Origin of the sequence: Streptomyces sp. SKN60 (assembly GCF_026236535.1) — a bacterium.
Classification (GTDB): domain Bacteria; phylum Actinomycetota; class Actinomycetes; order Streptomycetales; family Streptomycetaceae; genus Streptomyces.
The window spans coordinates 1-12376 of record NZ_JAHTMW010000001.1 but is presented as its reverse complement, the minus strand read 5'-3'; the positions used below and the strand labels follow the sequence as shown (position 1 = coordinate 12376).

7 protein-coding genes are annotated in these 12376 nt (G+C 73.9%); 4 read left to right on the top strand and 3 right to left on the bottom strand.

All coding sequences use genetic code 11. From position 1 onward, the window contains the following. Window positions 1-231 precede the first annotated feature (231 nt). Window positions 232-3468, top strand: coding sequence for a BTAD domain-containing putative transcriptional regulator (locus KV205_RS00035; protein WP_265861133.1), 3237 nt, complete (start codon window positions 232-234; stop codon window positions 3466-3468). Here KV205_RS00035 and KV205_RS00030 read toward each other — a convergent pair. Next, window positions 3455-5446 carry a sigma-70 family RNA polymerase sigma factor gene (locus tag KV205_RS00030; RefSeq protein WP_265861132.1) on the bottom strand — a complete coding sequence of 664 codons (1992 nt, stop codon included), beginning with the start codon at window positions 5444-5446 and terminating at the stop codon, window positions 3455-3457. The genes KV205_RS00035 and KV205_RS00030 overlap by 14 nt on opposite strands. Before the next feature lie 208 nt (window positions 5447-5654). Then, window positions 5655-6440, bottom strand: coding sequence for a TetR/AcrR family transcriptional regulator (locus KV205_RS00025; protein ID WP_265861131.1), 786 nt, complete (start codon window positions 6438-6440; stop codon window positions 5655-5657). A 353-nt stretch (window positions 6441-6793) separates the two neighbouring features. On the opposite strand from KV205_RS00025, the gene KV205_RS00020 reads away from it, so the two are divergent. Together KV205_RS00020 and KV205_RS00015 are read left to right on the top strand one after the other, a co-directional pair. After that, window positions 6794-8182, top strand: a complete 1389-nt coding sequence (locus KV205_RS00020; RefSeq protein ID WP_265861130.1) for an NAD(P)/FAD-dependent oxidoreductase — start codon at window positions 6794-6796, stop codon at window positions 8180-8182. 106 nt (window positions 8183-8288) lie between these two features. After that, the gene (locus tag KV205_RS00015) at window positions 8289-9932 is read left to right on the top strand and encodes a SpoIIE family protein phosphatase (RefSeq protein WP_265861128.1); all 1644 of its coding nucleotides are present in this window, start codon (window positions 8289-8291) and stop codon (window positions 9930-9932) included. Between the two features lie 5 nt (window positions 9933-9937). Here the strand turns inward: KV205_RS00015 and KV205_RS00010 are convergent, their stop codons facing one another. Then, complete coding sequence (locus KV205_RS00010) at window positions 9938-11215, bottom strand: MFS transporter (protein WP_265861863.1); 1278 nt, start codon at window positions 11213-11215, stop codon at window positions 9938-9940. Window positions 11216-11357: 142 nt separating this feature from the next. Here KV205_RS00010 and KV205_RS00005 point away from each other — a divergent pair, with 142 nt between their 5' ends. Further along, window positions 11358-11924 (top strand): MarR family winged helix-turn-helix transcriptional regulator, encoded by a 567-nt coding sequence (locus KV205_RS00005; RefSeq protein WP_265861127.1) that lies wholly within the window; start codon window positions 11358-11360, stop codon window positions 11922-11924. The last annotated feature ends 452 nt before the right edge of the window (window positions 11925-12376 follow it).

Genomic DNA, 12376 nt, shown 5'->3' with positions numbered 1-12376 from the left:
CGGGGCCGGTGACGGTGCCGGCCGGTGCCTGCACGCCCCCTTTCCCGTACGGCCAGGAGGTACGGGCCTGCCGCGACCTGCCGGAGTCGCCGCGATGTCGGCTGGAAGCCCGCGCGGGCGTCCGGCGCCCCGTCCACAGCCTGGGGACAAGCCGGCGGCGCGCGCGACCCGCGCGCCCCTGTCCGGGGAAACCCCGAGGCGATCGGCGGGGGCAGCCGCGAGAATGGGGCGGTGCGGTATCTGATCCTCGGGACCACCGATGTCCTCGACGTCCACGGCGCGCCCCTTCCCCTCGGCGGCGCCCGGCTGCGGGCGCTGCTCGCCGCGCTCGCGTTGCGGGGCGGGCGGACGGTGTCCGTGGGGGAGTTGGTCGACGACGTGTACGGGGACGAGCCGCCGCTCGACGCGCAGGCCGCGGTGCAGGCGCTCGTCGGGCGGCTGCGGCGGGCGCTCGGCAAGGAGGCCGTGGGGTCGGGGCCCGGGGGGTACCGGCTGGCGGCCGGGCCCGAGGACATCGACCTGTACGTGTTCGAGCGGCACGCGCGCGAGGCGGGCGCCCGGCTGGACGCGGGGGATCCGGAGGGCGCGGCCGCGCTGCTGCGCACCGCCCTCGCCCTGTTCCGCGGCCCCGCGCTCGCCGACCTGCCCGAGCCCGCCGGCGTCCGCCCCGAGGCCCAGCGGCTCGCCGCGCTCCGGCAGCGCGTCGAGGCCGACCTGCGGCGCGGCGCCACGACGGGCCTCGTCCCGGAGCTGACCGAGCTGACCGGCGCGTACCCCTACGACGAGACCTTCCACGCCCAGCTGATCCGCGCCCTGCGCGCGGAGGGCCGCCCGGCCGACGCGCTCGCCGCGTACGAGAGCGCCCGCCGCACCCTCGCCGACGGCCTCGGCACCGACCCGGGGCCCGAACTCGCCGCCCTGCACGCCGAACTCCTCGCCGGCGAGGTCCCAGTACCCGCACCCGCACCGGCGCCCGGACCCGCGCCCGCCCCCGTGTCCGAGACCGGCAACATCCGCCCCCGCCTCACCTCCTTCGTCGGCCGCGAGCCCGACCTCGCCGCGCTCCGCACCGACCTCGACCGCTCCCGGCTCGTCACCCTCACCGGCCCCGGCGGCTCCGGAAAGACCCGGCTCGCCGAGGAAGCCGCCCTTCAAGCCGCCGGCCCCGCCGCCTGGATCGCCGAACTCGCCCCGCTCGACACCCCCGAGGCAGTACCCGGAGCCGTCCTCTCCGCCCTCCGGCTGCGCGAGACCAATCTGATCGCCCGCGACGGCGTCCCCCTCCAGGACGACCCCACCGCCCAGCTCGTCGAGCACCTCTCCCGCCGCCCGCTGCTCCTCGTCCTCGACAACTGCGAGCACGTCATCGACGGCGCGGCCGCCCTCGCCGAGACGCTCCTCACCCACTGCCCCGGGCTGCGCATCCTCGCCACCAGCAGGGAGCCGCTCGGCGTCCCCGGCGAAGCCGTCCGCCCCGTCGAACCGCTCCCGCCGACCCCCGCCCACCGCCTCTTCGCCGAACGCGCCCGCGCCGTCCGCCCCGGCTTCCGCGCCGAGGACGACCTCCCGGCCGTCGACGAGATCTGCCGCCGCCTCGACGGCCTGCCCCTCGCCATCGAACTCGCCGCCGCCCGGCTGCGGCTGCTCACCCCGCGCCAGATCGCCGACCGCCTCGACGACCGCTTCCAGCTCCTCACCTCCGGCTCCCGCACCGTGCTGCCCCGCCAGCAGACCCTCCGCGCCGTCGTCGACTGGTCCTGGGAGCTCCTCGACCGTGCCGAACGCGACCTGCTGCGCCAGGTCTCCGTCTTCGCCGGCGGCTGGGACCTCGCCGCCGCCGAGGCCCTGAACCCGGCCGCACCCGGCGCCCCCGCGCCCGCCCCCGACACCGTCGGCGTGCTCGGCAGCCTCGTCGAGAAGTCCCTCGTGGTGGCCAGCCCCACCGAGGACGGCGAGATGCGCTACCGCCTCCTGGAGACCATCCACGAGTACGCGGCGGAGCGCGCCGCCGAGACCCCCGCCCTGCGCGCCGCCGCCGAAGCCGCCCACACCGCCCACTTCACCGCCTTCGCCGAGACCGCCGACCCCCTGCTCCGCTCCGGCGAACAGCTCCCCTGGATCGCCAGGATCGAGCGCGACCTCGACAACCTCCGGGCCGCCCTGCACCGCACCGTCGTCACCGCCCCCGACGAGGCCGCCGCCGTCCGGCTCGTCTTCGCCATCGGCTGGTTCTGGTGGCTGCGCAACTACCGCCCCGAGGCCATGAGCTGGGTCGAGCGCGCCCTGAGCCTCGGAGAGGACCCCACGGACCCGGACGACCCCCGCTACTGGCCCCGCATGCAGCTGCGCATGCTCCAGTTCTTCCTCGCCTCGGAGAGCGCGAACGCCCCCTCGCTCCGCGACGACCCGGAGGCCGCCGCCCTCGTCACCCGGGTGCGGGCCGCGTTCTCCGATCACCCCGGCCCCGAGTCCGCGCGCTTCCCGGGCATGCTCTGGCCGCTCACCAGCTTCCTCACCGACACCCCGTCCGACGTCCGGGCCCTCCTCGACCTGGCCGTCGCCAACTGCCGCCGGTACGGCGGTGAATGGGAGATCGGGGTCGCGCTGATGTTCCGCACCCACATGATCGTCGACATGCCCGGCGGCATGCCCGGCATCGACGAGGACCTCGCCGAACTGCGCGCCCTCTCCCGCCGGGTCGGCGACCGCTGGATGCGAGCCCAGGTCGCCAGCGCCGCCGGCGAGGCCAACATGATGCGCGGCCGGCTCGCGGAGGCCCGGGAGGCATACGTGGAGGGGCTGACCTTCGCCCGCGAGGTGGGCGCGCACGCCGAGGCCCCGTTCCTCCTCGCCCGGCTCGCCGAACTCGACTTCCGCGCGGGCGACCGCGCCGTCGCCCTCAAGGGACTCGACGAGGCGACGGCCGAGGCCGACCGCTATCACGTCCACGACGCCCGGACCTATGTCGGCTTCCTGCGCGCCGAGATCGCCCTGTCCGACGGAGACGTCCCCGCCGCCCGCCGCCATGTCGAGGTGGCCGGCGCGACGGTCGGCGTGGGCACCCCGCCACCGCACTTCGAGGCCGCCGTGCACGGCCTCGCCGCCCGTATCGAGGCGCACGAGGGGGCGGGGATCCCGGCCGTCGTCCACGCCGTCGCGGCGCTGCGGCTCGCCGTCGACGCGGGCAGCGCCGAGTTCGTCACCACGGGCCTGACCGAGGGCGTGGCCAGCGCCTTGTCCCTTGCCGGCGAGCCGGCACTGGCGCTCCGCCTGCTCGGCGCCACCGACGGCTGGCGCTCCGCCGTCCCGCGCGCCCTCCCCGAAGTCCAGGAGGCGACCGCCCTGGTGGAGCGAGCCGCCGCGACCCTCGACGGCCCGGCCCGCGAAGCCGCCCGCACCTCGGGCCACGGCCTCACCCTGGACGAGGTCCTGTCCCTGCTGGAGCCCTACGCCGCTACCGGCAGCTGATCTTCGACTCCGCCCAGTCCGCCATCGCCGCCTGGCCGAACGGAGTGTGCTCCTCCACCACCAGGCGCAGGGTGCGGCGGCCGGCCAGGCTGACGTGCACCGGGATCGGGGTGTCGCCGCGGCGCAGGACCGGGGAGCGCCAGAGGCGTTCGCCGTCGCCGTACACGGAGAAGCGGACGCCGCCGGGGCCGATGGGCACGGTGATGTCGTCGATGCCGACGATCGCGTCGTAGCTCGTGCACTGGCGGTTGAGGTCGATGAGCAGCGAGGACGGGGCGTGCATGCTGACGCCGTGGGCGTAGCGGGTGCCGTCCATCGTCAGGCCGGAGCGCTGCCACACGAGGCTGCTCTGGGCGAGGTTGACCTCCGGCTTGGTGCCGTCGCCGAAGACCCCGTACTGCAGCGTGTCGATCCGGTAGACCGCCGGGCCGGGCTTCGGCGGCTTCGGCTTCGGCTTCGCCTTGGGCTTCACGACCGGCCGGAGCGTCGGCTTCGGTGTGGGGCTCGCCGTCGGCGTCGGGCTCGGCGGCGGGGTCTTCCGCGGCGTCGGCTTGGGCGCGGGCGGCGGCGCCGGTACGGGGGGAGGCGCCGGCTTCGGGGTGGGCTTCGGGCTCGGCGGCGGGGGCGGCGTTTCGGCGGGCGCGGCCACCGTCGGCGTGGGGGCGGGCTGGGCGACCGGCTCCGGTTCGGCACCGGTCAGCGCCCACACCAGGCCCGCGGTCGCGGCGACCGCGGCCACCGCGGCGATGCCTGCCTTGGCGGGGATGCCCAGGCCCTCGGAGGCGGCGGCCGACGCGCCGGCGGTGGAGCCGGTCGTGGTGCCGCCCGTCGCGGCGGCCGCGGCACCGGCCGCGCCCGCCCCGGCGGCTCCGCCGGCCACCACGCCGGCGGCCTTGAGCGAGTACCCGGCGGCGAACCAGCCGATGACGGCGACCGGCAGCAGCGCGGGGATCCCGGCGTTCACATGGGCCAGCTCACCGGCGGCGAGCCGGCACTTGGCGCACTCCTCGATGTGCTTGCGCAGTCCGCGCTCGGCCCGCATCCGCAGCCCGCCGCGCGCGTACGCGCCGAGCCGGTCGGCGTAGCGGGCGCAGTCGCCGCCCGCGGTGAGCGACTGGCTGACGTGCGCCTGCAGATAGGCCTGCTTGAGGCCCTCGCGGGCGCGGCTGGCGAGGACGGCGGTCGCGTTGGCGGTGAGCCCGAACAGCGGGGCGACCTCGCTGGGCGACTCCTCCTCGACCGTGGTGTGCCACAGCACGGCCTGCCAGCGCTCGGGCAGCGAACGGAACGCCTGCATGGCCAGGGACTGTTCGGCCTCGTGCATGGCGAGGACGTCCGCGCCCAGGTCGAGCCCGGCGCCGAAGGTCGCCGACTGGTCGGAGACCTCGGCGGCCCGGGCGGCCTCCTCGGCGAACACCGCGAAGTCCTCGACCAGGTGCTCGCGCTTCTGGGTGCGGATCCAGGTCGCGGCGACCCGGCGCACGGAGGTCAGCAGATAGGCGCGCACCGCCTGCTCGGGCCCGGCCCCGCCGCGTACCGCCTGCAGGGTGCGGGCGAAGACCTCGGCCGTCAGGTCGTCGGCGGTGTCGGCGTCCCGGCAGCAGGAGCGGGCGTAGCGGCGGACGGCGGCGGAGTGCCGGCGGAACAGCTCCTCGTACGCGCTGTCGTCGCCGTCCCGCATGCGCTGGATCAGCTCGGCGTCGGACGGCGGCAGATCGAGCGGCGGCGGCAGGACGGAGCCGGATCCGGAGTCGGTGTCGGCATCGGCGCTGCCGTGGTCGAACGCCTCGGCGGCCGACGGCGGGACGCCACCGCCCTCGCGCTGCTGCGGCACGCTCGCCTCGGGAGCCGGCGCGCTCGGCGCGGAGCCGTGGGCTGCGCCCGGGCCGCCCTGGCTCGGCACCTGCCGGGACGGCAGCCCGCCCGCCTCCGCCGTGCCGGCGGCGGCCGGCGTCTCGTCCCGACTGTCACCGCTCATCGCGGAAGCCCCCGTATACACGCTCGGACCCGAACGCGGCCAAGCCTGCCACAGAGCGCGGGCATGCCGAAGCCCCGCGTCCACTTACCACCCGTCCGGGGCGACTTCCCGTCTCCGGGCGTAACCGCTCATCCGTTCGTGTCATGCTCGACGGTCCACTCGGAGCATCGAGCGAACCATCGAGAACCGCGCTCCCCCAGGGGTCGGCCTACCGCGAGCGCAGACCCTCGAGAAGGATGTCGAGGAGCCGTGCCGAGGCCGCCGCCTGCTGCGCCGCGTCCGGCAGCGCGGGAGCGGCGGTGGCTATCACCAGGAGCACGTCGGACACCGTCACGTCGGTGCGCAGCTCGCCCGCCTCCCGGGCCCGGTCCACCAGCCGGCCGACGACCTCCAGGAGCTCGGCCGCCCCCGCGTCGTCCTGCTCGGCCGCCGGCACCGCGCGCGGCGCCACGATCCGCTGCTCGCCCTGCTCACCGTAGGCAGCCGGTCCCGACGGTCCCGCGTGCCCGTTCACACCCGGAGCGGCGCCCGGCACCGAGACCCGCTGCTGCGGCACCCGCGCCTCGTCGTCCGCCGCACTGGTGGGCAGCACCACCTCGTCCACGCCCACCCGCAGTACCTGCGGCGGCAGCAGTCGACCGGCGCCCGAGGCAACCGAGGTGCGCAGGAAGCGGGAGAGCGCCGACCACGGCTCGTCCTCCTGCCCGAGCGCGGTGCGCGCCTGCTCGGTGAGCCGCGCGGTCTCCTCCTCGGCTATCCGCCGGACCAGCACGTCCTTGCTGGGAAAGCGCCGGTACACGGTGCCGACACCGACCCGGGCGCGCCGCGCCACGTCCTCCATCGGCGCCCCGTACCCGAGCTCGCCGAACACCTCGCGCGCCGCCCGGAGCACATGCTCCAGATTCCGCTGCGCGTCCACCCGCAGCGGCGCGGACCGCCCGTTCGGCGCCGACTGCGCCGTACGCACCTGCCCGTAAGAATCCTGAATCTGCATAAGCGTTCCCCCGCTCATGATGTCTCCCCCCGGAGACTCCCCGCCCTGACACGGGGGTCCGACCGGGCCGCGCCCTTGGTCCACGCACGGCGATCCGACACCCCGACGAAGTACGAACATAGTTGAGTCGGGGTCAATTCAGAAGGGGCAGTTCCGTACGGTGCGCCCCCCGATCGGAGCAAGGACCCGGACCCTCCCGATTCCGGCCCCGGACCCCACCCGGCATCCCCACCCTGACCTGCGCACTTCCCGTCCCGCCCGACCCATTCGCCACCCCACGCCTCCGCACCCCTCCGGTCACACAATTTGCCGGGCCTGTGGACAAACCCCGGACGGCGTTGCGTCATGGGACAGTGACCGAACCTGTGCGCATCCTCGTCGTCGGCGGCGGCTACGTCGGCATGTACACCGCGCTGCGCCTCCAGCGGCAGCTCAAGGCGGAGCTGAAGAGCCGCACGGCCGAGATCACGGTGGTCACCCCCGAGCCGTACATGACGTACCAGCCGTTCCTGCCCGAGGCCGCCGCCGGCTCGATCTCGCCCCGCCATGTCGTCGTCCCGCTGCGCCGGGTCCTGGACCGCTGCCGCATCGTCATCGGCGAGGTCCACTCCGTCGACCACGCCAAGCGCACCGCGACCCTCTCCACCCTCGCCACCGAGGAGGAGGGCACCGGACGGATCCGGCTCGGCTACGACGAGCTGGTCATCGCGCCCGGCTCGGTCTCCCGCACCCTCCCGGTCCCCGGCCTCGCCGACCACGGCATCGGCTTCAAGACCGTCGAGGAGGCCATCGGCCTGCGCAACCACGTCATCGAGCAGATGGACATCGCCTCCTCCACCCGCGATCCCGCGATCCGCGACGCCGCCCTCACCTTCGTCTTCGTCGGCGGCGGCTACGCGGGCGTCGAGGCCCTCGCCGAACTCGAGGACATGGCCCGCTACACCGCGCGGTACTACCACAACCTCAAGCCCGAGGACCTGCGCTGGGTGCTCGTCGAGGCCTCCGACCGGATCCTCCCCGAGGTCGGCGCGGAGATGGGCCGCTACGCCATCCGCGAGCTGCGCGGCCGCAACATCGACGTACGCCTCGGCACCCGCCTCGACTCCTGCGAGAACCGCGTCGCCGTGCTCAGCGACGGCACCCGCCTGCCCACCCGTACCGTCGTGTGGACCGCCGGCGTGAAACCCGCGCCGGTCGTCGCCGCCACCGACCTTCCGCTCGACGCACGCGGCCGGATCGTCTGCACCGCGCAGCTGGCCGTCGCCGGCACCGAACACGCCTGGGCCGCAGGCGACGCCGCCGCCGTCCCCGACGTGACGGCCGGGGAGCCGGGCAAGGAATGCGCCCCCAACGCCCAGCACGCCGTCCGCCAGACGAAGGTGCTCGCCGAGAACATCGCCGCCGCCCTGCGCGGGCAGCCCCTCAAGGAGTACGCCCACGCCTACGCCGGCTCCGTCGCGTCGCTCGGGCTCCACAAAGGAGTCGCCCACGTCTACGGCCGCAAACTCAAGGGCTACCCGGCCTGGTTCATGCACCGCGCCTACCACCTCAGCCGGGTCCCCACGTTCAACCGCAAGGCCCGCGTCCTGGCCGAATGGACCCTGTCCGGCCTGTTCAAACGCGAGATCGTCTCCCTCGGCTCCCTGGAACACCCACGCGCCGAATTCGAACTCGCCGCCGCACCACCACCCGCACCGAAGGACCCGTCCCCCGACAAGTCCCCGGACGATCCCGCGGGCTGACATCACTGTCAGTGCACTCGTCCACACTGGACGTGTGACCATAGGTGGGCTCACACCTGCACAGAGTGACTCTGCACGGCAACGACACCACGAGGCATACAGATCCGTGAACTTCACCCGTTGGAGCGCCCGGCTCCCCGGTACGCAGCGCCGCGCGGCGTCCCGCGGGACCGAAGGCTCCGTGCCCGCCGCCCGCGGTGAGTACGGGCCCCGGCCGGACCACCCCGCCGACGAGTCCGGCACACCCGAGGGCGTCCCCGCGCTCGAGGACTTCACCGTGCGGGAGATCATCGGCCGCCTCCCCGGCCTGGTCGCCCTCGTGTACGGACCGGAGCACCGCATCGCATACGTCAACGAGGCGTACGCGGCGGCGTTCGGCCCCCGCCCGGCCGGCGCCACCGTCGCCGACACCTGCCCCGAGGCGGAGGAGCTCGGCCTCCTCCCGCTCCTCGACCAGGTGCTCCGCAGCGGCAAGCCCCGCACCGTGAAGTCCCGCCGCACCCAGGACGGCGGCTCCTACACCGTCACCTGCCTCCCGGTGGACAGCCCGCAGCTCGCCGACGGCGGCGTCCTCGTCCACGCCGCCGACGTCACCGACCACGCCGAGGCCGCCGAGCGGCTCCGCGCCAGCGAGCGCCGGCACCGCGAGACCGCCGTCACCCTCCAGCGCTCCCTGCTCCCGCAGGAGCTGGAACAGCCCGACGACCTCCGCATCGCCGCCACCTACCAGCCCGGCGGCACCGACGCCGCCGTCGGCGGCGACTGGTACGACGTCATCACCCTCGGCGCCGGCCGCACCGCCCTCGTCATCGGCGACGTCATGGGCCGCGGGGTGCGCGCCGCCGCCGTCATGGGCCAGCTGCGCACCGCCGTCCGCGCCTACGCGCGCCTGGACCTGCCCCCGCACGAGGTGCTCCAGCTGCTCGACGGCCTCGCCGCCGAGATCGACGCCAGCCAGATCGCCACCTGCGTCTACGCGGTCCACGACCCCAACGAGGGCAAGCTCGTCTACGCCTCCGCAGGCCACCTCCCGATCCTCGTACGGGACGAGGACGGCACCGTCCGCCGCGCCGAGGACCCCACCGGCCCGCCGCTCGGCACCGGTGGCTGGCTCCACACCTCCGGCAGCATCGCCCTGCCGCCCGGCTCCACCGCCGTCCTCTACACCGACGGCCTGGTCGAGCGCCGCCGCGAGGACATCGACGAGGGCGTCTCCGCCCTGGAGCGCGCCCTCTCCGGCGCCACCGGCACCCCGCAGGTCGTCTGCGACCGACTGCTCCGCTCCCTCGGCGTCACCGCCGACCACGACGACGACGTCGCCGTCCTCGTCGTCCAGCACCCCGCCCGCAAGGGCTCCGACGCCGAGCTCTTCCACAACGCCGCCCTGGAACTGCTCGGCGGCATCGAGGCGGCCCCACGCGCGCGTGCCTTCGCCTCCGGCGTCCTCGCCAGCTGGCGCTTCCCCGTCGAACTGTGCGACCTCGGCGTCCTCGCCACCAGCGAGCTGGTGGCGAACTCCCTGCAGCACGGCACCCCGCCCATGCGCCTGCGGCTGCGCCGCACCGACCGGCGCCTGATCATCGAGGTCACCGACGGGGACGACCATCTGCCGCGCCGCCGCCGGGCGGAAACGGAGGACGAGGCGGGTCGCGGAATCTCGATCATCGCGACGATCGCCTCGTCCTGGGGGAGCCGCCGCACTCCGGGCGGCGGCAAAGCGGTGTGGTGCGAGTTCGCCCTGCCTGACTAGCAGCCTCAGGCGGCGGCGGTCTCCTTCGCGGGCTGGTGCTGAGCCACCACCCGCGAGGGCCGGGCCGCCAGCGCCGGCTGGTTCTGCACCGGGGTGAGCTGCCTGCCGAGCCGGACCGCAAGGAAGGTGATCCCGAGCGAGAACAGCACGAAGGTCAGGATGTACGGGCCGTGCAGCGACGCCCCCATCGGACCGCCGACCGCCGGGCCGACCGCGAGCGCCAGCTGCTTCACCAGGGCGAAGGCCGAGTTGTACGTACCGACCATCGACTCCGGCGCCAGATCGGCCACCAGCGGCGCGACCGTCGGCGACAGCATCGCCTCGCCGAGCCCGAACAGCGCGTACGTGGAGACGAACGCCGCCGTCGCCATCGTCTGGCTGCCGTGCCCCAGGCCCGCGTACCCGGCGAACAGCCACGCCACGGTCCAGATCAGACCGACGGCCGCGATCACCCGGGTGCGCTTGCGGCGCTCGACGAACTTCAGCACCAGGAACTGGGCCACCACGATGACCGCGGTGTTCGCGGCAAGGGCGATGCCGAGCGCCGACGGGTCGATTCCGGCCGCCTCGGTGCCGTACGCCGCGAGACCCGACTCGAACTGCCCGTAACAGGCGAAGAAGAGCACGAAGCCCAGGACGCACAGCTGCACCATCGCCTTGTGGGCGAACAGTGCGCGGACCCCGCCGCCCCGGCCGGAGGCCGGACGGGCGGCCGGCAGGACGGCCGACTCCGGCATCCGCACGGTCAGCACGATGCCCGCGAGCACCAGGAACATCGCCGCCTCGATCGAGAACAGCAGCAGGAAGCTGTCGGGACGGCTGGCGTCGACCAGCTGGCCGCCGATCAGACCGCCGACGCCCAGACCGAGGTTCTGCAGGAAGAACTGCATCGCGAACGACCGGGTCCGGCCCGCCGGCGTCGAGGACCAGACGATCATCGTCGCAAGCGCCGGCTGCATCACGGCCGTACCGGCACCCAGGAGCGCCGCGGCACCGATCGCCGCGGGCACGGACGCCGCCAGGCCCATCCCCACCGCGCCGAGCGCGGCGAGCAGCGAGGCCACGAGCAGCACGGGGACCGGCCCGCGCCGGTCGATCGCGCGCCCGCTGAAGGGGAGCACCAGGAGTGCGGCCATGGCGAAGACGGCCAGTACGACACCCGCGGTGCTCGCGCCCAGATCCCGCACCTGAGCCACGTACACATAGAGGTACGGCACGGTGAAGCCGAGTCCGAACGCGCTCAGCGCGCTGCCTGCCTGAATCCGGCGCATCGCTGCGCCCATCGCCTTGGTCACACTCACCCACTTCGGTCGCGGGTTCAGTGCTGTAGCCCTGAACCCTGAAGACTTCAATCCTAAAGTTCGATCCTTAACGATACACATAGAAGGACTTCAACGCCAACGAACCCCATGGGATACTCGCCGCATGTCCGACACCACCGAGCAGTCCGGCGCCACGGGCCCCCAGGAACCGAGCCTCGACGAGCAGATCGCCGCCTATCAGCGCGAGTTCCGCGACCTCGACCCCCAGGTCGAGAAGGTGGTCTCCGCCCTGGGCCGGCTGAACCGCCGGATGAACGTGGCGAACGGCCGCCAGGTCGCCGACCTCGGCATCAGCAACGCCGAGTGGGAGGTCCTCAAGACCCTCGTCCTCTCCGGCGCCCCGTACCGCCTGGGCCCCGGCGAGCTCGCCAAGCGCCTCGGACTCACCCCGGCCGCCATGACCCACCGCATCGACCGCATGGCCGGCGAGGGCCTGGTGACCCGCGACCGCGACGAGACCAACCGCGTGCGCGTGATCGTCGAGCTGACGGACGAGGGCCGCCAGAAGTGGCTGGACGCCATGCGCATGGCCACCGCCTTCGAGGAGGAGCTCCTCCAGGACCTCTCCGGGGAAGAGCGCGGCGCCCTCGGCGAGATGCTGATCCGCCTGCTGCGCCGGGTGGAGCTCACTCAGCCTGACGCCGGCGGCCGGCTGACGGACCTGGACTAGCGGACCCGGGCGGGGCCCCTGGGGGAGCCTTGACACGACCCCCGGGGATGCGTAGTGTTCTCCGAGTTGTCACGGAGCCGGAACGGTTCTTCGACAGCCATCCCGCCGCAGTAGCGGCACCTCAACTCCGCACGATCTCCCCACCGGGAAGAATTTCGGCATGCCGAAATTCATTTCGATTGACTCGATTAACGGGTCGCCGGGGAAATCCGCTAGGGTTCAGGGCGTCGGAACGGCTCAACGGCCGGGAAGACAAACCCCGCTGACTGGGAATCAGACGCCGAAAGGATCTGATAGAGTCGGAACCGCCGGAAGGGCCCGGAACGACGAAAGTCGAAAAGGGACCGGAAAGCACCGAGGAAATCGGATCGGAAAGATCTGATAGAGTCGGAAACGAAGGAAGCGCCCGGAGGAAAGCCCGCGAGGGTGAGTACAAAGGAAGCGTCCGCACC

What these genes read in the sequence shown, in the direction of transcription:
- KV205_RS00005 (WP_265861127.1), top strand. Translation starts at nt 11,358, where the DNA reads ATGTCCGACACCACCGAGCAGTCCGGCGCCACGGGCCCCCAGGAACCG.
- KV205_RS00030 (WP_265861132.1), bottom strand. Translation starts at nt 5,446, where the DNA reads ATGAGCGGTGACAGTCGGGACGAGACGCCGGCCGCCGCCGGCACGGCG.
- KV205_RS00010 (WP_265861863.1), bottom strand. Translation starts at nt 11,215, where the DNA reads ATGGGCGCAGCGATGCGCCGGATTCAGGCAGGCAGCGCGCTGAGCGCG.
- KV205_RS00025 (WP_265861131.1), bottom strand. Translation starts at nt 6,440, where the DNA reads ATGCAGATTCAGGATTCTTACGGGCAGGTGCGTACGGCGCAGTCGGCG.